Consider the following 22,973-nt stretch of genomic DNA (forward strand, 5'->3'; position numbering starts at 1 on the left):
GAGCGGCGCCCTTACCTTGCTGGAGATGTGAAATGAAGATCGAAGATGCCGTCGTATTCGTCACCGGCGCCAATCGCGGGCTGGGACTGGCGTTCGCAAAAGCGGCCCTCGCCCGGGGCGCGAAGAAGGTTTACGCAGGCTCACGCGATCCCGCGAACGTCACGTTACCGGGGGTGATCCCGGTCAAACTCGATGTCAATGACCCTGCGGACGTTGCCGCGGCGGCCCGACTCGCGGGCGATGTCACGCTGCTCGTCAACAACGCGGGGATCGCGCGCTTGTCCGGCGGCCTCACGAAGCCGGGTGCCGCCGAACTGCTGCGCGAGACGCTCGATACCAACCTGTTTGGCGTGCTCGCCATGTCGCAAGCGTTTGCGCCCGTCCTTGGCCGCAATGGCGGCGGCGCGCTGCTCAACGTGCTTTCCATCGTGAGCTGGATCAACGCGACGGCACTCGCCGAGTACTCGATCACGAAGGCGGCCGCATGGTCGCTGACCAACGGCCTGCGTCAGGAATTGCGAGATCAGCACACACAAGTGGTCGGTTTGCACGCCGGGTACATCGACACGGATCTGACCCGGGGTTTCGATGCGGAAAAGATCGCCCCGTCGGACGTGGTGCGTCAGGCTTACGACGCCCTCGAAGCGGGGGAAACGGAGGTCAGCGTGGACGACGCCACGCGGCAGGTGAAGCAGGCGCTCTCGCACGGGGTTTATCTCGCTGACCCTGCGGCAAGCGCATAAGCACGTAAGCACATAAGCGCGTAAGGCTCGACAGAAGCAAAAACGCCGCGACACCCCTTCGGGTATCGCGGCGTTTTTCGGTCCTCGGCGTGCGCGGGAAACCCGGCGCCGGAGCCGGTCAGGCCGCCTTGTCCATCTGACGTTCGCCACCCACGGCTTCGACCAGATCGTCGAGCATGCGCGCCAGTTCGCCGGTCATCAGGGCGACGTCGGCGTCGAACTTCTCGGCCTCGCCTTCGGCCGTCGGGTCGGCGGCATCCTTGATGATATCGAGCGGCGTCACGCGCTTGATCATGAAGGCGTCGGTCAGCACGAACGAGATGCGATCGTTCCACGTCATGGCCAGCTTGGTGCAGCGCTTGCCCGCCTCGATGTGTTGACGCACGTCGGCGCCGTCGAGCGGGTGGCGCACGTAACGCACGGCTGCCTTCTCGTCGGTGTTCGAGCGCAGTTCCACGTCCTGGTCGACGGTAAAGCCGCCGGGCGCATCGTTACCCGCGAGCCACGACGTCATCACGGCCACCGGTGCTTCGTTGAGTTCGACGTTCTCGAGAATGATGTCGAGCGTCTTGAGCAGGAGGCTGCGCACTTCGTCGGCCTTCGCGGGCGACGCGGCATCGATCACCAGCCAGCGGTTGACCGGATCGATCCACACGCGCGTGTCGCGGCGAATGCCGAAGGCACGCGGCAGCAGTTCGTCGGTGACCTGCTCCTTGAGCTCGCGCATCTGCTTGCGGCCCGGCTTGAAGCCCTGCTGCTCTTCGAGTTCGGCCGCCTTGGCGCGCGTGACCTGATTGACGACGGTCGACGGCAGCAGCTTCTTCTCGGCACGATACGCCAGCAGGAACTGACGGTTGATGCTGTGCACGAGCTCGCCGCCTTCACGCGGCGGGGCCCAGCCCTGCACCTGCATTTCGAGGCTGCCGCCCTCGCGGAAGGCGTGCTTCTCGAGCGCCTCCTCCATTTGCGCGACGCTCATGGACCAACCGGCAGGAATTCGGTGCAACTGAAGATTCTTGAACCACATCGGGCATCACCGCAAAAAGCAAAAACGCGATTTTACCAGCGCCGGGACATCCGGCGATATGTGGCAACGGGATTCGGTCGAAAAGCGTCGAAAAGCGTCAGAGGAATCGGTCGAGAATCTTGCGGCTGGGCTTGTCCAGCTTGCCCGAATCGCGAATCAGGAAGTGAATGCCATGGCTGTCGGTGATGAGCAGCGTGGGGCCGCCCAGGCGACGAATGTCCTCTTCGCCCCGCAGCACGAACGACGCTTCGCCCCGGTTGGTCTCGACGGTCCAGGTGCTGGGCGTGGCATATGTCGACACGCCCTTGATGCGCAGCACCTCCGGCATGAATTCCCGTGAGGCCAGTTCTTCGTCCACGAGCGCGCGCATGGCGGCGGGCAGTGCGTCGAGCGAATCGAGCCAGACAAGTTCGCGGCCGTCCGTGCTGACGAGAGCCAGTCCATCGTCCGGGGCAGCGATCGGGAAGGCACGCACCGGCACCACACCTTCGTGGGCGATACCGGAGGCGTCGGTCAGCACGAGACGTCCGAAGGCGTTGCGCGACAAGGTGAAATCAATCTGCATGGTTGTCTTCGCGAACGGTTCAGTTGACGGATAGCGGCTGGGCCGGTGCAGCGGCAACGGCTGCGACCGTAGCGGCCGCCTCGGCCGAGGCAACGACCTCGTCGACGTCCGTATCGACATTGCGCTGCTGCGCCTGATAGAGCTTGTAGTACGCGCCTTCGCGTGCGATCAGTTCGTCGTGGTTGCCCACTTCGACGATCTTGCCGCGATCGAGCACCACGAGACGATCGGCCTTGCGCAGCGTGGAGAGTCGGTGCGCAATGGCAATCGTCGTGCGTCCCTTGACGAGGTTGTCGAGCGCCTTCTGGATTTCCTTCTCGGTGGCCGTGTCGACCGAAGACGTCGCCTCGTCGAGAATCAGGATGCGCGGATCGATCAGCAGCGCGCGCGCAATGGAAATCCGCTGACGTTCGCCGCCCGAGAGCGCCTGGCCGCGTTCGCCGACAAGTGAATCGTAGCCATGCGGCAGGCGCAGGATGAACTCGTGCGCATGGGCGGCGCGCGCTGCGGCCACGATCTCGGCACGCGTAGCGTCGGGCTTGCCGTAGGCGATGTTGTCGGCAATCGTGCCGAAGAACAGAAACGGCTCCTGCAACACCAGGCCCACATTGCGGCGGAAGTCCGACACCGGCAGCGCGCGAATGTCCACGCCGTCGATCTGGATCGAGCCCTCGGCCACGTCATAGAAACGGCAGATCAGGTTCACGAGCGTGCTCTTGCCCGACCCGCTGTGCCCGACCAGACCGATCATCTCGCCCGGCGCAATGCGCAGGTCCATGCCGCGGATCACTGCGCGGTTACCGTAGCGGAAACCGATGTCGCGAAGATCGATCGCGCCCTTCACTTCCTTCAGATGCACGGGGTTGACCGGCTCGGGAACGTTGGAGACGTGATCGAGAATATCGAAGATGCGTTTGGCGCCGGCAGCGGCCTTCTGCGTGACCGACACGATGCGGCTCATCGAATCGAGACGCGTGTAGAAACGGCTGATGTAGGTGAGGAACGCGGCCAGCACACCGACCGTGATCTCGTGCTTCGAGACCTGCCAGATCCCGAACATCCACACAACCAGCAGGCCGACTTCGGTGAGGAACGTGACGGTCGGCGAGAACAGCGACCACACCCGGTTCACGCGATCGTTGACCACGAGGTTGTGCCGGTTCGCTTCCTTGAAGCGCGCCACTTCGCGGTTTTCCTGCGCAAACGCCTTGACCACGCGGATGCCCGGAATCGTATCGGCGAGCACGTTGGTGATTTCCGACCAGATCCGGTCGACCTTCTCGAACCCGTGACGCAGGCGATCGCGCACGAGATGGATCAGCCAGGCGATAAACGGCAGCGGCAAGAGCGTGACCACGGCGAGCCACGGATTGATCGACACCAGAATGACCGCCGTCATGACGATCATCAGCACATCGGTGGCGAAGTCGAGCAGGTGCAGCGAAAGGAACACGCAGATGCGGTCACTTTCCGAACCGATGCGTGCCATCAGATCGCCCGTCCGCTTGCCACCGAAGTATTCCAGCGAGAGACGCAGCAGGTGCGAATACGTGGCCGTGCGCAGATCGGCGCCGATGCGCTCCGACACCTTCGCCAGCAGATAGGTACGCGCCCAGCCGAGCACCCAGGCCACGACGCCCGCGCCGAGCAGTCCGGACAAATACTTTCCCACCAGGTGGTAATCGATGGGCTGACCGTTCTGGAACGGGATCAGCACGTTGTCCATGAGCGGCATCGTCAGATACGGCGGGATCAACGTGGCGCCCGTAGCACACAACGTGAGCAGGAAGCCTGCCAGCAGTTGGAAGCGATACGGCCGGGCGAAGCGCCACAGACGCAGCAATGCCCATGTCGACGGTGGGGCTTCCACCTCTGGATTGCATTGCGGGCAATCGTCGCTGCCCGGGGGCAGTTCGGCCTGACAGATCGGGCAGACGCCCGGCTCCTCGGTCACCTCGCTTGCCAGAGCGCCCGCGACCTGCGCGTCGCGTTGCCGCGCAATGGTGTCCATCAGGGTGAGCGCCGCCGGGTTACGCCCCAGCGTATAGCGCCAGGTCGCGAGCTTCTCGCGGGCGTCGCACAGCTCCAGCGAGCCCACCCCCGCGTGATCGGTATGCGTGAGCGAAAGGTCGGAACGAAACGACCAGGCTTGCCATCCGTGGGTCCAGTCGGCCCCGGCCGCCCCGCCGCCGCGCCGGGCTTCGCGCGCCAGAACGCGCCGATCGGTCGCCACGGCCACGCCGTGTGCGAAGTGCAGTTGCGCGTCCAGATCGAGCGTCAGCCAGGCCAGCACGATCTCGCCGTCGGCCAGTTGCGCGGAGAGCGCCGGGTACCACGGCTCGCTCGCGGCGTTACGGACAGACGAGGGTAACGCGGCGGCGGCTGCGGCGGCGGCGGCCGGTGAGACGGGTGAATTGGCGGCGGAAGAAGCCGCCGGAGCGGAGGTGTCGGTCATTGCTGCGGCAGACGTGTCCTCAAGGGGCGGACATCAGGCAAACGAGTAAAAACGAGGCGAACTTTCCCTGTCAGGTCCGCGAAATTGCCGCAAGTATAACCACAGCGACGCCTTTTGCGGCGCGGAGTTCCCGCATGACACAGTGCAACATGGAAATATTGTTGTGGCAGTCAACCGTTTGCCGATTTTTACGTTAAGTAACCAGTTAACTGTAAGAGCGCGACCGGCTGTGCCGTCTGAAATCGGCCTCGCCGGCTTCTTCGAAACCAGCCCTGACGCGTGAATTAGCCTTAGATGAAAAAGAAAGACATTGAGATTTTCGATGTCCTGTCGCTGCGCGGACCGAATATGTGGACATATCGGCCGGTGCTTGAGGCATGGGTCGATATCGGCGAACTCGAAGAGTTCCCGTCCAACAAGATCCCGGGGTTCCCCGAGCGGCTCTCCGAGTGGCTGCCCAGCCTCATCGAGCACCGTTGCAGCATCGGCGAGCGCGGCGGCTTCCTCCAGCGCCTGCACGAAGGCACGTGGCCCGGCCACATCCTCGAGCACGTGACGCTCGAACTGCAGAACCTCGCCGGCATGCCCGGCGGTTTCGGCAAGGCCCGTGAAACCCCGATCAGCGGTGTATACAAGGTGATCGTTCGCGCCTGGCACGAAGACGTGACCCGCGCGGCCCTGTTCTCCGCCCGCGATCTGGTCATGGCCGCCATCGAAGACCGCCCGTACGACGTGGAAGCCGCTGTTGAAAACCTGCGCGGCCTGGTCGACAAACACTGTCTCGGCCCGAGCACGGCGTGCATCGTCGATGCCGCCGACGACCGCGACATCCCTCACCTGCGTCTGTCCGACGGCAATCTGGTGCAACTGGGTTACGGCGCCGCCGCCCGTCGCATCTGGACCGCCGAGACGGACCGCACCCCGGCCATCGCCGAGAGCATCTCGCGCGACAAGGATCTGACCAAGCAACTACTCGAATCGTGCGGCGTGCCCGTGCCGGAAGGCCGTCTGGTCGACAGCGCCGACGATGCCTGGGAAGCCGCCGAAGACATCGGCCTGCCGGTCGTCGTCAAGCCGTACGACGGCAACCACGGCCGCGGTGTGTTCATCAACCTCACCACGCGTGAAGAAGTCACCACGGCGTTCGCCGTAGCACTCGAGGAAGGCAACGGCGTGATCGTCGAGCGCTTCGTGCCGGGGCTGGAGCACCGCCTGCTGGTGGTGGGCGGCCGTGTCGTGGCTGCCGCGATGGGCGAAATGGCCTCCGTGCTCGGCGACGGCAAGCATACCGTCTCCGAACTCATCGAATTGCAGATCAACAGCGATCCGCGTCGCGGCAGTGCCGAAGACCAGCCGCTGAACCGCGTGCGCATCGATTCGTCGGCCCGCCTAGAACTCAAGCGTCAGGGGTTCGACGCCGATTCCGTGCCGCCCGAGGGCAAGCACGTGCTGATCCAGCGCAACGGCAATGTCGCGTTCGATGTCACCGATCGCATTCACCCGAGCGTGGCCGCGCATGCATCGCTGGCCGCGCGCATCGTGGGCCTGGACATCGCCGGGGTCGACCTCGTGGCCGAAGACATCTCGCGCCCGCTCGTCGAGCAACGTGGTGCCATCGTCGAAGTCAACGCCGGTCCGGGCCTGCTCATGCACCTGAAGCCGGCCGACGGTTCGCCGCGCCCGGTGGGCCGCGCCATCGTCGATCACCTGTTCCCCGATGGCGATGCCGGCCGCATTCCGGTCGTCGGCATTACCGGCACGAACGGCAAGACCGTGACCGCGCGTCTGCTCACGCACTTGCTGCAACTGGCGGGCGAGCACACCGGTCTGGCCTGCAGCGACGGCCTGTTCCTCGACAAACGCCTGGTCCAGAGCGGCGATCGCGCCAACTGGGACGCCGCCAACCGCGTGCTGATGAACGCCAGCGTCACGGCCGCCGTCTTCGAGAACGACAGCACCGCCATTCTCTCGGAAGGCCTCGCCTACGACCGCTGCCAGGTCGGCATCGTGACGAACATCGACCGTCCGGACCATCTGGGCCAGTATTTCGTCGAAGACGTGGACCGCATGTTCAGCGTGATGCGCACGCAGGTCGACGTGGTGTTGCCCGACGGCGTAGCCGTGCTCAATGCCCGCGACCCGCTGGTCGTGGAAATGGCCGAGCTGTGCGACGGCGACGTGATCTTCTTCGGTCTGGACGAGCATCTGCCGGCCATCGCGGAACATCGTGCGGCAGGCAAGCGCGCGGTATTCGTGCGTAACGGTCAGGTTGTGCTGGCGACCGGTGCAGAAGAAGTGAGCATTGGCGCGACCGCCAACATGCCGCTGACGTACGCCGGCCGCGTGAGCTTCCAGATCGAGAACGTGCTGGCCGCCGTGGCTGCCGCCTGGTCGATGGGCGTCGCCCTCGATATCCTGCGCACGGGCGTGACCACGTTCGACGTCGGTCAGGTCGATGCGCCGGGCCGCTTCACGCTGTTCGAAAAGCATGGCGCCGCCGTGATCGTCGACGACGCCCACAACGCTCCTGCTCTGAACGCACTGGCGGCCGCACTGGCCACCCTGCCCGCCGAACGACGCACTGTCGTCTACGGCCCGGGCCTCGACCGCATGGACGAGGACCTGCAAGCCGAAGGCAAGCTGCTCGGACAGACGTTCGACCGCGTGGTGCTGTGCGACGACATGAGCGTGTCGCGCAAGCGCGCGTTACCGGAATCGCGTGCCCAACTGCGCGCCGGCATCGACGCCGCAGGCCGCAAGGTGCAAGTGGTCGACGCCGGCGTGCGGCGCGCGGCGGCCGAAGCCGCGCTGGCCGAGCTCAGCAGCGGCGACCTGCTCGTCTTGCAGGCCGACGAAGGGGGTGCCGGCCCGATGCTCGAACTCGTGCATCTGTGGATGGGCCAGCCACCGCGGGCAATGGCCGCCTAAGCTGACAAATACGCTGCCCTTTGAGAAACGGCGGCATGCGAGAGACCCTCGCGCCGCCTTCTCTATATAGATAGCTACCGAATACCCAAGCCACAGTCGTATTTTCTCGCCAACCAACCGCTATACAGGGACGCGAAGTGGACAGACAGGGATTGCAATTTATGGAAGTCTCCCGTATCCGCGCATTGCGCGGTCCGAACCTCTGGAGCCGTCATACCGCCATCGAGGCGATCGTGACGTGCACCGATCTGGAATACTCGATCGGCAATCTGGCCGGTTTCGAAGCCCGTCTGCGCGCTCGCTTCCCGGAGCTGCCCGCACTCACGCCCGACGCGGAAGAGCGTCCGGTGTCGCTGGCTGACGCACTCGCCACCACGGCGCTGCATCTGCAAGCCGCCGCCGGTTGCCCGGTCACGTTCAGCCAGACCACGCAGACCATCGAGCCGGGTACATTCCAGGTTGTCGTGCAATACAGCGAAGAACCGGTCGGCCGCCTTGCCTTCGAACTGGCGCAGCAACTGATCAACGCAGCGCTCGAAGACACCGCATTCGACCTGGCCGACGCCCTGTATCGTCTGCGCGACCTCGACGAAGACGTGCGCCTCGGCCCGTCGACCGGCTCCATCGTCTACGCCGCCGTTGCACGTGGCATTCCCTATCGTCGCCTGACCGAAGGCTCGATGGTGCAATTCGGCTGGGGCAGCAAGCAGCGCCGCATTCAGGCAGCCGAGACCGACCGCACGTCGGCGGTCGCCGAGTCGATCGCGCAGGACAAGGACCTGACCAAGACGCTGCTGCACGCGGCCGGCGTACCGGTACCGCTCGGCGGCACCGTGCGCGACATCGAAGACGCGTGGAAGCTGGTTCAGGAAATCGACGCACCGGTCGTGGTCAAGCCGCGCGACGGCAATCAGGGCAAGGGCGTGGCCGTGCGCCTGCGCACGCGCGAAGAGATCGAAAAAGCGTTCGAAGCCGCGCAGGACATCAGCCGCGACGTCATCATCGAGCGCTACATTCCGGGTCACGACTTCCGCCTGCTCGTGATCGGCAACAAGCTGGTCGCCGCTGCGCGCCGCGACCCGCCCCAGGTGACCGGCGACGGCGTGCACACCGTGCGCCAGCTGGTCGAAGCGGTCAACGCCGACCCGCGCCGCGGCGAAGGTCACGCCACATCGCTCACCAAGATTCGTTTCGACGACATCGCGCTTGCCACGCTGGCGAAGCACGGTCTGAACGCCGATTCCGTGCCTGAAGCCGGCGCCCGCATCGTGCTGCGTAACAACGCCAACCTGTCCACGGGCGGCACCGCCACCGATGTGACCGACGACGTCCATCCGGAAATCGCGGCGCGTGCCGTCGCGGCCGCCCAGCAAGTGGGCCTGGACATCGCCGGTGTCGACGCCGTGTGCGAGACGGTCATCAAGCCGTTCGAGGATCAGGCCGGCGGCATCGTGGAAGTCAACGCCGCCCCGGGGCTGCGCATGCACCTGCAACCGTCGTACGGCAAGGGCCGCGCCGTGGGCGAAGCCATTGTCTCGACCATGTTCGAAGACGGCGACGACGGCCGCATTCCGCTCGTGGCGGTCTCGGGCACGAACGGCAAGACGACCACCGTGCGACTGATCGCTCACCTGATCGGCCAGCAGGGCCTGCGCGTGGGCATGACCGGCACCGATGGCATCTATATCAGCGGCCAGCGTATCGACACCGGCGATTGCAGCGGCCCGCGCAGCGCACGCAACGTATTGATGCACCCGGATGTCGACGCAGCCGTGTTCGAAACCGCGCGCGGCGGCCTGCTGCGCGAAGGTCTCGCCTACGACCGCTGCGACGTGGCCGTAGTGACGAACATCGGCATGGGCGACCATCTCGGTTTGTCGTACATCAACACGGTCGAAGATCTGGCCGTGCTCAAGAGCGTGATCGTGCGTAACGTGGCCCCGCGCGGCATGGCGGTGCTCAATGCTGCCGACCCGATGGTCGCGCGCATGGCCGACGCCTGCCCGGGCGACGTCACGTACTTCGCCGTCGACGCAACGCATCCGGTGCTCGCCACGCATCGCGCGAAGGGCAAGCGCGTGGTGTATGTCGATGGCGGCAACATCGTCACGGCGCGCGGCAGCGAAGAAACGCGCTACGCCATGAGCGCCATTCCGCTCACACGCGGCGGCGCCATCGGCTTCCAGGTCGAGAACGCCATGGCGGCCATCGGCGCGGCCTGGGCGCTGAACATCGCCCCGGACACGATCCGCGCCGGTCTCGCCACGTTCGTGAACGACGCCGGTACGGCGCCGGGCCGATTCAACGTGTTCGATCACAAGGGCGCGACCGTGATCGCCGACTACGGCCACAATCCGGACGCCATCGCCGCGCTCACGCAAGCGGTCGAAACCATGCCGGCGCGCCGGCGTTCGGTGGTGATTTCGGGGGCGGGCGACCGTCGCGACGAAGACATTCGCCGTCAGACCGAAATCCTCGGCGACGCCTTCGACGACGTGCTGCTCTATCAGGATCAGTGCCAGCGCGGCCGTGAAGACGGTGAAGTGCTCCGGCTGCTGCGTGAAGGGCTCAGCGGCGCGCAGCGCGCAAGCCATGTCGAAGAGATTCACGGCGAATTCCTCGCCATCGACACGGCGCTCTCGCGTCTGCAACCGGGTGACCTTTGCCTGATTCTCATCGATCAGGTCGACGAAGCGCTCGCGCACATCGGACAGCGTGTGGCCGAATCGGCAACTGTGTAAGGTTGTTCGTCTCTCCGAAGACGAATGCGCCGTCGCCTGTCGGCGGCTAATTCACCGGGAGCAGTCGCTGCATGGCGCAGCGACTCGCCGCCGGAAATCCGGCAGCCCCCTCTTCCGCCAAAATTGAGCCCAGACGGGCGCATACGTTGACGGCTTCGATCACCTCGAAACCAAGGCACGAATAAAACGGCGCGTTCCACGGCACGTCGCGAAACGTGGTGAGTGTGAGTCTTTTGAGATCCTCACTTCGCGCGTGCGCGGCAGCCGCGTCGAACAACCTGCGTCCGATCCCCTGCCCCTGCCATTCTCGTTGCACCGACATTTCCCAGAGATGGAGGTCGGTGCCCAACACTTCGGCATCGAGAAAACCCACCGGCCTGTCTTGCGCATCGACCGCCACCCATACCGTGGCGCCGGCTATCCACGTGAGATGCTGCGCCTCGCTCATCACATCGCCATCGGCAACCCATGCCAGATCGGGCAACGCGCGAAACGATGCCGCCGCACTGCGCTCGATTGCCGGGAATGCTGCGGCATCGGCCCGTGTCGCGAGCCGCACCCGCACCGCGCGTGCGGACGCGGCGTCGGCCTGCATCAAACCACGACCTCCTGCGGCGCCATTTCGGTGCCGTAGGCCGCCCAGCGACCGTTGGTGCTCGCGTCGGCGTCGGCCGCCGCGACCGTCGGTTTGCACTGCCCGGCCGTCTCGTCGAGCCCCTGCAGCAGCGGGCAACGCTCGAAGAGTTCGGCGATGAAGTCAACAAATACGCGAACTTTAGGCGATAAATGGCGGTTATGGGGATAGACCGCCGAAATCGGCATGGGCGGCGGTTTCCACTGATGCAGGATCTCGACGAGCTGTCCCGATTGCAGATACGGCAGCGCCATGAATCGCGCCAACTGCACCGTACCGAACCCGGCCAGACCGAGTTGCAAATAGGCCTCGGCGTCGTTCACGGCAACCGAGCCCTGCATGTGGACTTCGAGTTCCTTGCCATCGACGAGAAACTGTTCGTCGATCACGCGCCCCGTGCGACTCGAGAAATAGTGCACGGCCGTGTGGCGCTGCAAGTCATCGAGGGTATGCGGCATGCCCATGCGCTCCAGATACGCGGGCGATGCGCACGTCAGGCTCTGGAACAGACCGACACGCCGTGCGACGAGGCTCGAGTCCTGCAACGTCCCCACGCGCAACACGCAGTCGACACCTTCCTGAATCAGATCGACGGGCTTGTCGCCCATGCCGACCATCAGCTCGATTTCCGGGTAGCGGTCGTGGAATTCGCACAGCGACGGCAGCACCACCAGCTTGCCGAGCGAGCCCGGCATGTCGATGCGCAGCTTGCCGCGCACGCGCTGGCTGCTTTCGCGGAACGACGATTCCGTCTCCTCGATATCCGCAAGAATGCGCAGGCAACGCTCGTAATACGCCGCGCCGTCGGGTGTGAGGTTGAGCCGCCGGGTCGTGCGTTGCAACAGGCGCGTGCCCAGATGCGACTCAAGGTTCTGGATGATCGTGGTCACCGAGGTGCGCGGCAACCCGAGATTGTCGGCCGCGCGTGAGAAGCTGTTCGCCTCGACTACGCGCGTAAAGACCTGCATCGCTTGCAAGCGATCCATGATATTTCCCCATTGAAGACACTGTTGCGCTGACCAATCCGCCACTTTTGCCCCAATCGCGAAAGCATAAGCATATTGGTCGACGGCATAAGCCAATGCCCATAAGGCCAGGGCCGATTAGTCGACCTGACCGAACAGTGTTGCCAAATTATAGGCGTTTATCCCAATGTCCGTGGCCTCTAGACTTCGCTCCATCGAATGTCATCAGAGGGGTATCGCTCGCGCGAACCCGAAGCCATATGTCAAGCAACGCCAAGCCGCGCTCGGGACGCACCGGGACACCGCACGAAGGACACGAAGCGCACGTATCCCGTGACGCCAACGGTCAGCCTGCGGGCGACGGGCTGCGCATTGAGGACGTCAGCATCGCCGGTCATGTCGGGCCGATCACGTTGCGGCTGTACCGTCCGGTCGCGGCCGCCGGGGCGCTGGCCAGCGAGCTCGCCGGTCAGCCGGGCGTGGTCGTGCCGCTCGAAGCACACCTGCCCGCCGTGCTGTACTTCCACGGCGGCGGCTTCTGCACGGGTTCGCTCAACGATGGCGACGCCGCCGCCCGTTATCTCGCCACGCATGTCCCGGCACTGGTCGTGTCGGTCGGCTACTCGCTCGCGCCCGAACATCCGTTCCCGGCCGCGCCCGAGGATGCGTGGAATGCCGCGCTCTGGCTGCAACGCCATGCCCGCCGCTACGGCGCGAGCCCGCGCCGTCTGGCGGTGGCGGGGCACGATGCGGGGGGCAATATCGCCACCGCGTTGACGATGATCGCCCGCGACCGCGGTGAAATTGCGATCTCGGCACAGGCACTGCTCGCCCCCCTGCTGGACCCGAGCATGACGCGCCTGGCCGACGGCCGCACGCCGAGCGACATCGAGGCGAGCGAATGCGCTCAGTGCTATCGCAAGTACCTGCCGCACGCCACGCAACGCCTGCACCCCTACGCCGCACCGCTCGAATCGCGGCGTCTGGCGGGCCTGCCGGCCACGCTGATTGCCTCTGCCGAACACGACCTGTTGCACGTCGAAGCCGAAAAATATGCGTCCGAACTCATCGCAGCCGGCGTGCCCACACAAGTCACGCGCCATCGCAGCGCGTCCCATCACGGTCTGGCCGCCCTTCCCGCCGCACTGCGGGAGGTGGCCGCGTTCCTGACACGCCGGCTGGCACCGCCTGCCGCTGGCTCTACCCAGTGAGTCCAATCCGATACCGGAGATTTCAATAATGACCACCCTCGCTCGCAAACCCGTACTCATTGCCGCTGCCGCCACCGCAGCCCTCCTGGCCATCGGCACGCTGACCGTCGTGCGTGTCGACGCCAGCACGCCCCCGGCCGCGCAAGTCATGCCCTCGGTGGAAGTGGACGTCGCCAACGTCATCTCGCGCACCGTGACCGACTGGCAAAGCTACTCCGGCCGACTCGACGCCGTGGACCGCGTCGATATCAAGCCGCTCGTGTCAGGCACCATTACCGCCGTGCATTTCAAGGACGGCCAGCTCGTGAAGAAGGGCGACGCCCTCTTCACGATCGACCCGCGTCCGTATGCGGCGGAGGTCGATCGTGCGGCGGCGCAACTCGCGTCGGCACAGGCGCGCGACGTCTTCACCAGCACCGACCTCGCACGCGCGCAGCGCCTGATCGCGGATAACGCCATCGCGAAAAAGGACTTCGACCAGAAGGAAAACGCCGCGCGTGAAGCCGTAGCCAATGTGAAGGCCGCGCGCGCCGCGCTCGAAACCGCCCGCATCAACCTCGGCTACACGCAGATCGTGGCGCCGGTCGCGGGTCGCGTCTCGCGCGCGGAAATCACGGTGGGCAACACCGTGTCGGCCGGCGCGCAATCGCCTGCGCTGACCACGGTGGTGTCGGTCTCGCCGATGTACGCCGCGTTCGACGTGGACGAGCAAACGTACCTGCGCTATCTGGCGCGCGACACGGGCAAGAACGGCGTGCCCGTCGATCTGGGGCTTGCCAACGAATCCGGCTACTCGCGCAAGGGCACGGTGTACTCGGTGGATAACCGCTTCGACACCACGTCGGGCACGATCCGTGTGCGCGCCCGCTTCGACAATGCCGACGGCGCGCTGGTGCCGGGGCTGTACGCCCGCATTCGCGTCGGTGGCGGCGAACCGCACCCGGCCCTGCTGGTGGACGAAGCAGCCATCGGCACCGACCAGAGCAAGAAGTTCGTGATGGTCGTGGACCCGGCGAACAAGGTGCAGTACCGCGAAGTCCAGTTGGGCGAGCGCCACGGCGGTCTCGTGGAAATCGCCGGCGGCCTGAAGGAAGGCGAGCGCATCATCGTCAACGGTCTGCAACGCGTGCGCCCGGGTGACCCGGTCGCGCCGAAGACCGTGAAGATGGCCGGCGATACGGGTGATGGCCACGACGTCGCAGGCACCGCCGTTGCCGCCGCAGGCACCCCGGGCAAACCCGCTACCGCGGCAGCCGCCGCTACAGCAACCGCGTCGCGCTCGTAATGAACGCCACGCGCTGAACGACACCCCAGAGTTTCGTCATGAACATCTCAAAATTCTTTATCGACCGGCCCATCTTCGCGGGGGTTCTTTCGGTCGTCACGCTGCTGGCCGGCTTGATCGCCGTGTTCCAGCTGCCGATCTCGGAGTACCCGGAAGTGGTCCCGCCGTCGGTCGTCGTGCACGCCCAATACCCCGGCGCGAACCCGAAAGTGATCGCCGAGACCGTTGCCTCGCCGCTCGAAGAGCAGATCAACGGTGTGGAGAACATGCTGTACATGCAGTCGCAGGCGAACAGCGACGGCAACCTCACCACGACCGTGACCTTCCGTCTGGGCACCGATCCGGACAAGGCACAGCAACTCGTGCAGAACCGCGTCTCGCAAGCGCTGCCGCGCCTGCCGGACGACGTGCAGCGTCTGGGCGTGACGACCATCAAGTCGTCGCCCACGCTCACGATGGTCGTCCACCTGATCTCGCCGAACAACCGCTACGACATGACGTACCTGCGCAACTACGCGCTCATCAACGTCAAGGATCGCCTCTCGCGCATCAAAGGCGTGGGCGAAGTGCAGTTGTGGGGTGCCGGCGATTACTCGATGCGTGTCTGGCTCGATCCGGCCAAGGTCGCCCAGCGCGGCCTGACGGCGTCCGACGTCGTGAAGGCCATTCGCGAACAGAACGTGCAGGTGGCTGCCGGGGTGATCGGTGCAACACCGGCCGGTCCGAACACGCCGCTGCAGCTCAACGTGAACGCGCGTGGTCGTCTGAACACGGAAGAGGAATTCCGCGACATCATCATCAAGACCTCGCCGGATGGTGCCGTCACGCATCTGGGTGACGTGGGTCGTGTGCAACTCGACGCATCGTCGTACAGCCTGCGCTCGCTGCTCAATGACAAGCAGGCCGTGGGGCTCGGTATCAACCAGTCGCCGGGTGCAAACTCGTTGCAGATCTCGGACGAAGTTCGTGCCGCGATGGCCGACCTGGAAAAGGACATGCCCCCTGGCGTGGAGTACCGCATCGAGTATGACCCGACGCAGTTCGTACGCTCGTCGATCAAGGCCGTGATTCACACGCTGCTCGAAGCCATTGCGCTCGTCGTGATCGTGGTGATCGTGTTCCTGCAAACGTGGCGCGCTTCGATCATCCCGTTGCTGGCCGTGCCGGTCTCGATCGTGGGAACGTTTGCCCTGCTGCTCGGTTTCGGTTACTCGATCAACGCGCTCTCGCTATTCGGGATGGTGCTGGCGATCGGCATCGTGGTCGACGACGCCATCGTGGTCGTCGAGAACGTCGAGCGGAACATCGCCGCCGGGCTCTCGCCGAAGGAAGCGACGTACCAGGCCATGCGCGAAGTGAGCGGTCCGATCATCGCGATTGCGCTCACGCTGGTGGCCGTGTTCGTGCCGCTCGCCTTCATGTCGGGCCTGACGGGGCAGTTCTACAAGCAGTTCGCGATGACCATCGCCATTTCGACGGTGATCTCGGCCTTCAACTCGCTGACGCTCTCGCCGGCCATGGCCGCCCTGCTGCTGCGCGACCATCACGCCAAGCCGGACTGGCTCACGCGTCAGATGAATCGTTACCTCGGCGGCTTCTTCGCCGCATTCAACCGCGTGTTCCATCGCGGCTCGGAGAAGTATGGCCAGGGCGTGACCCGCGTGATCGGTCGCAAGGCCGTGATGATGGCGATCTTCGCCGTGCTGCTGGGCATCACGGTGCTGCTCGGGAAGGTCGTGCCGGGTGGGTTCGTACCGGCGCAGGACAAGGAGTACCTCGTCGCGTTCGCCCAATTGCCCAACGGTGCCTCGCTTGACCGTACCGAGAAGGTGATTCGCGACATGACGGACATCGCCCTGAAGGTGCCGGGCGTGAAGAGTTCGGTGTCGTTCCCGGGTCTGTCGGTCAATGGCTTCACCAACTCGTCGTCGGCAGGTATCGCGTTCATCATTCTCAAGCCGTTCGACGAGCGTAAGGACAAGTCGATGTCGGCCGCCGCCATCGCCGCGAAGCTCAACGCCGAGTATTCGAAGAACAAGGACTCGTTCATTGCCGTGTTCCCGCCGCCGCCGGTGATGGGGCTCGGTACACTCGGCGGCTTCAAGTTGCAGGTCGAAGACCGTGGCGCACTCGGCTACGAAGCCCTTAACGATGCAACGCAAGCGTTCATCAAGAAGGCGTCGCAAACGAAGGAACTGGGCCCGACGTTCTCGTCGTACCAGATCAACGTGCCGCAACTGAACGTCGACCTCGACCGTGTCAAAGCCAAGCAACTGGGCGTGCCGATCACCGACGTGTTCGACACCATGCAGATCTACCTCGGCTCGCTGTACGTGAACGACTTCAACAAGTTCGGTCGTGTGTATCAGGTCCGTGTGCAGGCAGACGCGCCGTTCCGCGCCCACGCCGAAGACATCGGCCTGCTCAAGACGCGCAACAGCAGTGGTGACATGGTGCCGCTCTCGTCGCTGGTGAAGGTCACGCCGACCTACGGCCCGGAAATGGTGGTGCGTTACAACGGCTACACCGCAGCCGACATCAACGGTGGCCCGGCGCCGGGGTATTCGTCGGGTCAGGCACAGGCCGCTGTCGAGCGCATTGCGGCCGAGACGCTGCCGCGTGGCGTGAAGTTCGAATGGACGGACCTGACGTATCAGCAGATTCTCGCGGGCGATTCGGCGCTGTGGGTGTTCCCGATCTCCGTGCTGCTGGTGTTCCTGGTACTCGCCGCACAGTACGAAAGCCTGACGCTGCCGCTGGCCGTGATCATGATCGTGCCGATGAGCATCATGTCCGCGCTGTTCGGTGTGTGGCTCACGCGAGGCGATAACAACATCTTCACGCAGATCGGCCTGATGGTGCTGGTGGGACTCTCCGCGAAGAACGCCATTCTGATCGTGGAGTTTGCGCGGGAGCTGGAAATGCAGGGCCGTAGTACTGTCGCTGCCGCCATCGAGGCCAGCCGCCTGCGTCTGCGCCCGATTCTGATGACGTCCATCGCGTTCATCATGGGTGTGGTGCCGCTGGTGATGTCGACCGGTGCCGGTTCGGAGATGCGTCATGCCATGGGCGTGGCCGTGTTCTTCGGCATGATCGGCGTGACCGGGTTCGGTCTGATGCTCACGCCGGTGTTCTACGTGCTGCTGCGCACGCTGGCAGGCAAGAAGCCGCTGCACAGTGCGCATGCGTCGACCATGCCCGCCAACGTCAAGGCCGAAGTCTGAAGGATGCCAATCATGCAATCGCAATGGATCAAACGCAGTCTGGGTGTCTCGACGCTGCTCGCCACCCTGTTGGTGGTGGCGGGCTGTTCGATGGCCCCGACATACGAAGTGCCGAAGGTGACCGACAAGGGTACGCCGACGGCCTTCAAGGAAGCCGCACTCCCGGCCGGTGAAGCCGGCACGTGGAAGACCGCCGAGCCCTCCGAGGCGCTGGCGCGCGGCGAATGGTGGAAGGTGTTTGGAGACGCCACGCTCGACAAGCTCGAGGAAGATGCGCTGTCCGCCAACCAGAACCTGAAGGCGGCTGCCGCCCGCGTGCAGGAAGCGCGCGGCGTGCAACGTCAGGCCCGGGCAGCGCTGTTCCCGACACTCGACGCCGGGTTCGGACCGACGCGTCAGAAGATCTCGCCCGCATCGCAGATGCAACCGGACGGGACCAACATCGCGCCATACACGCTGTGGCGTGCGCAGGCGAGTGTCGGCTACGAGGTCGATCTGTTCGGACGCGTATCGGATAACGTCGCCGCCGCACGGGCAGACGCCGAGCAGAGCGAAGCGCTATACCACTCCGTGCAACTCGCCCTGCAGGCCGACGTCGCACAGAACTACTTCAGCCTGCGCGAACTCGACGCCGAACAGGCGCTGTACACGCAGACGGTGAAGTTGCGCGAGGAAGCGCTCAAGCTGGTGCAGCGTCGCTTCACCGAAGGCGACATCGGCGAGCTGGACGTGGCACGCGCCAAGGCCGAACTCGCCACGGCGCAATCCGATGCGCTCGCGGTCGCCCGGTTGCGCGCGGCGTCGGAACACAGCCTGGCGATTCTGCTCGGCAAGACGCCCGCCGAGTTCACGTTCGCCCCCTCGCCGCTTGTGCCGGTCACGGTGCAGATTCCGGCGGGCCTGCCGTCGGCGCTGCTGGAACGGCGTCCGGATATCGCGGCGGCCGAGCGCGGCATGGCGGCTGCGAATGCGCGTATCGGGGTGGCCAAGGCGGCGTTCTTCCCGTCGCTCTCGCTCACCGGCTCGGGCGGCTTCGAAGCGGCAACGCTGGGTGACCTGTTCAACTGGTCGAGCCGCACGTTCCTGCTCGGCCCGGTGGTCGGTGGCCTGCTCTCGATGCCGATCTTCGACGGCGGTGCGCGCAGTGGCAATCTGTCGCGTGCCCGTGCGCAATACGAAGAAGATGTGGCGAATTACCGTCAACAGGTACTCGTGGCCTTCCAGGAAGTCGAGGACAACCTGTCGAACCTGCGCCTGCTCTCGCAGCAAACGCGTGCGCAGGACGACGCCGTGAAAGCGTCGAATCGCGCCGCGCAACTCTCGCGCACGCAGTATCAGGAAGGCTCGATTGCCTATCTCGACGTGATCGACGCCGAACGCACGGTACTGCAATCGCAGCGCAGCGCCGTGCAATTGGCCGGTGCGCAAGCCGTGTCCACCGTCAACCTGATCCGCGCGCTCGGCGGCGGCTGGGGCGACGTGGCCAACGCGAAGACGCCGGCCGATACGTCGGATACGCCGGCGGTGGCACCGTTGGCGAGCGCGCCTGCGACGGGCGCCACGGTAGCGGCACGTTGAGCCGGAGAGTCGGAATGACGTGACGCCCCGATCCGGGCGTCACGACAGAAGTGAGGTGTGTGGCCCGGTCGAGAGATCGGGCACGCACCGCGACCCGATGCATCGAACCGGTGGCCACCCTCGTGTCCCCCAAGACGAGTGGCGCGCTGACCCGCCCCCGACGTGCGCCGTGTGCGCTACCGGTTCCGATGCACCCGTCGGAAAACGTACCGTAAGTTTTTGAAAGGTTTCTTCCCTGCGACCCTGCTTGCCCGGTGTTGCCTGAGGTCAATCGACCTTCGGCAAGCCCGGGCTTTTTTTTGCGTCCCGATGGTAGGATGGACGCACGGTTTTCGCTTTCGCCCGCCTTCGCTGATGTGACGAAAGGTGCGGTGGTGACGATCGTCGCTGGCAATTCATCTCGAATGCTCCCCCCGCGTCAGGTCTCTCGACCCTACGATAAGGACTGCAAACAATGAAGATGCGAAATATTCTGTCGCTTTGCCTCGCCGCCGGCCTGGCGGTTTCCTCGACACTCGCCCTTGCACAAGGCGGCCCGCCGCAGCAAGGTGGACCCGGTGGTCCCGGCGGTCAGCGCGGTCCCGGCGGGCAAGGCGGCCCTGGGGGTCAGAGCGGCCCCGGAGGGCAAGGTGGTCACGGCGCTCAAGGCAGTCCCCGCGGACAGCAGCCCGGTGGCCCGCACGGTGGTCCGCCGGGACAGAGCCAGTCTCACGGCAATCAAGGCGGTCATCGCGGCGGACCGCCGCCGCGAGGGCAAGCCGGCCCCGGACCGGGTTCGGACTCCTGGCAGCACCCGGACTGGCGCCGGGGCGATCGCATGCCACAGCAATACCGGGATCGTCAGTACGTGATCGACGACTACCGACAATATCGCCTGAACCCGCCGCCACGCGGCTATCACTGGGTCGGCGTCGGCGGCGACTTTCTGCTCGTGGCAATCGCCACCGGCGTGATTTCGCAGATCGTACTCAGCGGCGCTCGCTGATCGACGCTGCCGTTTTCGGGGTGCGACCGACGCACCCCATGCCGCCGAAATTCGCGGCGTCTGCCGGCATCTGCGTTAGCGCCGCCAATTTCCGCTGAAGGGTCAGCCCGCGGCGAGGCCTCGCGCCTTGCCGCATTCTTCCAGCCACATCCTCCTGCCGTGCCCTCCCCGGATTCCCGCCTTAGCAAGGTTCGGGCCGGTTCCGCATCGCCCCGAACCCTTTGGCGCTCGTCACGTCTCGTTTTCCTTTATTTGGTGCACCGCTTCGTCTTCCAGTGAGGCAGACCGCTGATTTCGCTGCGGCGCAGCATTAAAATTACGCCCTCATGCCCTCCCAATTCATCGATATACGATATATCATGCACAAAATATCAAGCAGACGCGCCAAACCGGTGCGCGTGGAGAGGGACGACATGGCAATGACACGACGTGACTTGCGGGACTGGGCAGTGGGCTTCCTGCCCGCCGTCGTCGCTGTTCACTGGCGCGAACGGCTTCGCGCAGGATTCGGCGCCCTCTGCGGTATCGCACTGACCGGCGGCCTGATGTTGTGGATGCTCGGCCCTGCAACGTATATCCCCTGGCTGGTCGCGCCGATGGGCGCGTCGGCCGTGTTGCTCTTCGGCGTGCCCGCCAGTCCGCTCGCCCAGCCCTGGTCGATTCTCGGCGGGAATCTGGTCGCCGCCGTCGTCGGCGTGACATGTGCCACCTACATTCCCACGCCAGTCGTAGCGGCGGCCACGGCCGTTGGCGTGTCCATCGCGCTGATGTTTACGTTCCGGTGCGTCCACCCGCCCTCGGGCGCCGTCGCTTTGACCGCCGTGCTGGGCGGTCCGGCGGTGCATGCGTTGGGGTATGGATTCGTGCTGGAGCCGATCGCCGTGCAGTCGGTCGCGCTGCTCGGGGCGGCCATCGGTTATCACGCGTTGACGGGGCACCGTTACCCGCACGCCATGCGAGCACAAGCCCCGGCGAAGCCGGTCAATGCGCAGGCAATTCCGGTCACGACGGCCGACGCAGAAAAGGCGCTTGCGCGCCGCAGCGAACTGCTCGACATTTCCGCCGACGACCTCGCCAGCCTGCTGCGCGATACCCAGCGCGAGGCGTTTGCGCGCCGTGCGCGCGAGTTGACTGCGGCAGACGTCATGGGGCCGCCGCTGGCGAAAGTGCAGCCGCATGACGAAGCCCCGGCCGCATGGCGTTTGTTGCAACGGCATGGCCTCGACGCGCTGCCGGTCGTCGACAGCGACGCCCGCGTGATCGGTCTGGTGACCCGCCACGACCTGCACACGCGCCGCGCGCGCCGCCAGCACTGGCCGCGTTTCGGCGTGGCGCTCGGCGCGAAGCAACGCCCCGCCGTGCGCGATCTGATGCAAGGCGATCTCAAAACCGCCACCACCGGTATGCCGATTTCCGAACTGGTGCCGCTGCTCATGACGCAACGTCATGGCACGTTGCCGGTGCTCGACGATGCCGCCAGGCTGGTGGGCGTCGTCACGCACGCCGAAGTGCTTCGCAAGGTGATGAACGCCTGAAGCAGGCGCCCGAGCGTCCCATCCGCTCGCGGCGCGCTCCGCGTCGCGAGCGTCTTTCCGCTTCCCTCCCCGCCCTGCGCGTCGCTCCGCGATTCCCCCCTTCTGCGCTCGCTTGCCGACAGGTACGCCAGTGCGATTGTCAGCCCTCGGCCGATCTGCAAGAATGGCGGCGGCGTGCCACATCGCGCCTTACCGATTCGCTCAACGAAGCGATATTCGCTCAGGGGGAAACATGGAACCGATCACGTTCAAGGAATGTTTCAGGGGCGCATGGCGCGACGGCCTGGGGGCACTGCGGAATCGACCGTTGCTTTGCCTGACGATCGCCGTCATTGTTCTGGTCACTTCGGCACTCAGCTATTCACTCAGGCAACTGGCGGTACAGGCCACACAACTGGGTGAGCCGACCGCCTACCGATTGCGCATTGCATTGATGTCGCTCGGTGTGTTGCTCGTGAACATCGTGGCGTTCTGCGTGGTCGCGATCCAGGTTTACCGATACTCGATTCTCGGGCCGGAAGCTGCCCGGCAACATCGCTGGTATGGACGCGACCTCTGGCGTTACCTCTGGTTGGCGGCGCAGATTTTCATCAGTTGCGTCGTCGTGTGGTTCGTCCTCGGGTTCGGTACGGGGCTCGCGCTGCGACTGAGCGGAAACGGGAACGCCACGGCGACCGTCGCCACACTGCTCGTGCTGCTGTCGTGCGCCATGTTTTTCGTGATCGTTCGCCTGTCCCTGATCTATCCGCAGGTCGCCACGGGACGCAGCAAGCAATGGCGCGCGGCGTGGCATGACTCGCGCGGTCACTTCTGGTCGATGTTCGGCACCATGATCGCGACAATGCTGCCGCTGGTAGTCGGCGGTTTCGTCGTCACGCTCTTGTACGGGCTGGTGTTGCACCTGATGCCGACGGCAACCGTGTTGGTGCTCGGCACCCTGATCCTTCAGGTAGTTCTGGCCATCGCCTGGGTGGCGGTCGCATCCGCCACCGCCGCCTGGATCTACCGTCGCCATGCCGATCGACTGCTCGTACTCGACGACGCACCTGACGACATTTGAGACGCCTTCGCGCCCCGAACGTCGTTCAGGTTGCGTT

General features: G+C 65.1%; 15 protein-coding genes. 10 read left to right on the top strand and 5 right to left on the bottom strand.

The genetic code is table 11. The annotated features are described in order from the left end of the window. The first annotated feature begins 32 nt into the window (after positions 1–32). Positions 33–743: an SDR family oxidoreductase gene (locus ABWO90_RS01375; RefSeq protein WP_353189399.1), complete on the top strand. Its 711-nt coding sequence runs from the start codon at positions 33–35 to the stop codon at positions 741–743. Positions 744–861: 118 nt separating this feature from the next. Here ABWO90_RS01375 and ABWO90_RS01380 read toward each other — a convergent pair whose 3' ends face one another. The 3 genes from ABWO90_RS01380 to ABWO90_RS01390 form a co-directional block, all read right to left on the bottom strand. Then, positions 862–1,770 (bottom strand): recombination-associated protein RdgC, encoded by a 909-nt coding sequence (locus ABWO90_RS01380; RefSeq protein ID WP_353189400.1) that lies wholly within the window; start codon positions 1,768–1,770, stop codon positions 862–864. Between the two features lie 97 nt (positions 1,771–1,867). Beyond that, positions 1,868–2,335: a cyanophycin metabolism-associated DUF1854 family protein gene (locus ABWO90_RS01385; RefSeq protein WP_353189401.1), complete on the bottom strand. Its 468-nt coding sequence runs from the start codon at positions 2,333–2,335 to the stop codon at positions 1,868–1,870. 19 nt (positions 2,336–2,354) lie between these two features. Further along, complete coding sequence (locus ABWO90_RS01390) at positions 2,355–4,790, bottom strand: cyanophycin metabolism-associated ABC transporter (protein WP_353189402.1); 2,436 nt, start codon at positions 4,788–4,790, stop codon at positions 2,355–2,357. A 294-nt stretch (positions 4,791–5,084) separates the two neighbouring features. On the opposite strand from ABWO90_RS01390, the gene cphA (ABWO90_RS01395) reads away from it, so the two are divergent. Together cphA (ABWO90_RS01395) and cphA (ABWO90_RS01400) are read left to right on the top strand one after the other, a co-directional pair. Next, entirely contained in the window at positions 5,085–7,718 is a 2,634-nt protein-coding gene (gene cphA / locus ABWO90_RS01395; protein WP_353189403.1) for a cyanophycin synthetase, read from the top strand. Positions 7,719–7,879: 161 nt separating this feature from the next. Continuing rightward, entirely contained in the window at positions 7,880–10,459 is a 2,580-nt protein-coding gene (gene cphA, locus ABWO90_RS01400; protein ID WP_353189404.1) for a cyanophycin synthetase, read from the top strand. Between the two features lie 46 nt (positions 10,460–10,505). Here cphA (ABWO90_RS01400) and ABWO90_RS01405 read toward each other — a convergent pair whose 3' ends face one another. Together ABWO90_RS01405 and ABWO90_RS01410 are read right to left on the bottom strand one after the other, a co-directional pair. Then, entirely contained in the window at positions 10,506–10,943 is a 438-nt protein-coding gene (locus ABWO90_RS01405) for a GNAT family N-acetyltransferase (protein WP_353189405.1), read from the bottom strand. Between the two features lie 110 nt (positions 10,944–11,053). Then, entirely contained in the window at positions 11,054–12,079 is a 1,026-nt protein-coding gene (locus ABWO90_RS01410; protein WP_502922521.1) for a LysR family transcriptional regulator, read from the bottom strand. Positions 12,080–12,318: 239 nt separating this feature from the next. Here ABWO90_RS01410 and ABWO90_RS01415 point away from each other — a divergent pair, with 239 nt between their 5' ends. The 7 genes from ABWO90_RS01415 (at position 12,319) to ABWO90_RS01445 (ending at position 22,936) form a co-directional block, all read left to right on the top strand. Further along, a complete protein-coding gene (locus tag ABWO90_RS01415) occupies positions 12,319–13,269 on the top strand; it encodes an alpha/beta hydrolase (RefSeq protein ID WP_353189406.1) in 951 nt (316 codons plus the stop codon). Positions 13,270–13,297: 28 nt separating this feature from the next. Next, positions 13,298–14,554, top strand: coding sequence for an efflux RND transporter periplasmic adaptor subunit (locus ABWO90_RS01420; RefSeq protein WP_502922522.1), 1,257 nt, complete (start codon positions 13,298–13,300; stop codon positions 14,552–14,554). Between the two features lie 38 nt (positions 14,555–14,592). Continuing rightward, positions 14,593–17,778 carry an efflux RND transporter permease subunit gene (locus tag ABWO90_RS01425; protein WP_353189407.1) on the top strand — a complete coding sequence of 1,062 codons (3,186 nt, stop codon included), beginning with the start codon at positions 14,593–14,595 and terminating at the stop codon, positions 17,776–17,778. A gap of 12 nt (positions 17,779–17,790) precedes the next feature. Beyond that, positions 17,791–19,356 carry an efflux transporter outer membrane subunit gene (locus ABWO90_RS01430; RefSeq protein ID WP_353189408.1) on the top strand — a complete coding sequence of 522 codons (1,566 nt, stop codon included), beginning with the start codon at positions 17,791–17,793 and terminating at the stop codon, positions 19,354–19,356. A gap of 454 nt (positions 19,357–19,810) precedes the next feature. Then, positions 19,811–20,341, top strand: a complete 531-nt coding sequence (locus ABWO90_RS01435; protein WP_353189409.1) for an RcnB family protein — start codon at positions 19,811–19,813, stop codon at positions 20,339–20,341. Positions 20,342–20,760: 419 nt separating this feature from the next. Then, positions 20,761–21,876: an HPP family protein gene (locus ABWO90_RS01440; protein ID WP_353189667.1), complete on the top strand. Its 1,116-nt coding sequence runs from the start codon at positions 20,761–20,763 to the stop codon at positions 21,874–21,876. 232 nt (positions 21,877–22,108) lie between these two features. Next, on the top strand, positions 22,109–22,936 hold the full coding sequence (locus tag ABWO90_RS01445; RefSeq protein ID WP_353189410.1) for a hypothetical protein: 828 nt from the start codon (positions 22,109–22,111) through the stop codon (positions 22,934–22,936). The last annotated feature ends 37 nt before the right edge of the window (positions 22,937–22,973 follow it).

This window comes from Pandoraea pnomenusa (genome assembly GCF_040391475.1).
In the GTDB taxonomy this organism is placed as follows: domain Bacteria; phylum Pseudomonadota; class Gammaproteobacteria; order Burkholderiales; family Burkholderiaceae; genus Pandoraea; species Pandoraea pnomenusa_C.

What these genes read in the sequence shown, in the direction of transcription:
- ABWO90_RS01390 (WP_353189402.1), bottom strand. Translation starts at nt 4,790, where the DNA reads ATGACCGACACCTCCGCTCCGGCGGCTTCTTCCGCCGCCAATTCACCC.
- ABWO90_RS01410 (WP_502922521.1), bottom strand. Translation starts at nt 12,079, where the DNA reads ATGGATCGCTTGCAAGCGATGCAGGTCTTTACGCGCGTAGTCGAGGCG.
- ABWO90_RS01415 (WP_353189406.1), top strand. Translation starts at nt 12,319, where the DNA reads ATGTCAAGCAACGCCAAGCCGCGCTCGGGACGCACCGGGACACCGCAC.
- ABWO90_RS01445 (WP_353189410.1), top strand. Translation starts at nt 22,109, where the DNA reads ATGGAACCGATCACGTTCAAGGAATGTTTCAGGGGCGCATGGCGCGAC.
- ABWO90_RS01440 (WP_353189667.1), top strand. Translation starts at nt 20,761, where the DNA reads ATGACACGACGTGACTTGCGGGACTGGGCAGTGGGCTTCCTGCCCGCC.
- cphA (WP_353189403.1), top strand. Translation starts at nt 5,085, where the DNA reads ATGAAAAAGAAAGACATTGAGATTTTCGATGTCCTGTCGCTGCGCGGA.
- ABWO90_RS01420 (WP_502922522.1), top strand. Translation starts at nt 13,298, where the DNA reads ATGACCACCCTCGCTCGCAAACCCGTACTCATTGCCGCTGCCGCCACC.
- cphA (WP_353189404.1), top strand. Translation starts at nt 7,880, where the DNA reads ATGGAAGTCTCCCGTATCCGCGCATTGCGCGGTCCGAACCTCTGGAGC.
- ABWO90_RS01385 (WP_353189401.1), bottom strand. Translation starts at nt 2,335, where the DNA reads ATGCAGATTGATTTCACCTTGTCGCGCAACGCCTTCGGACGTCTCGTG.
- ABWO90_RS01375 (WP_353189399.1), top strand. Translation starts at nt 33, where the DNA reads ATGAAGATCGAAGATGCCGTCGTATTCGTCACCGGCGCCAATCGCGGG.
- ABWO90_RS01380 (WP_353189400.1), bottom strand. Translation starts at nt 1,770, where the DNA reads ATGTGGTTCAAGAATCTTCAGTTGCACCGAATTCCTGCCGGTTGGTCC.
- ABWO90_RS01430 (WP_353189408.1), top strand. Translation starts at nt 17,791, where the DNA reads ATGCAATCGCAATGGATCAAACGCAGTCTGGGTGTCTCGACGCTGCTC.
- ABWO90_RS01435 (WP_353189409.1), top strand. Translation starts at nt 19,811, where the DNA reads ATGAAGATGCGAAATATTCTGTCGCTTTGCCTCGCCGCCGGCCTGGCG.
- ABWO90_RS01425 (WP_353189407.1), top strand. Translation starts at nt 14,593, where the DNA reads ATGAACATCTCAAAATTCTTTATCGACCGGCCCATCTTCGCGGGGGTT.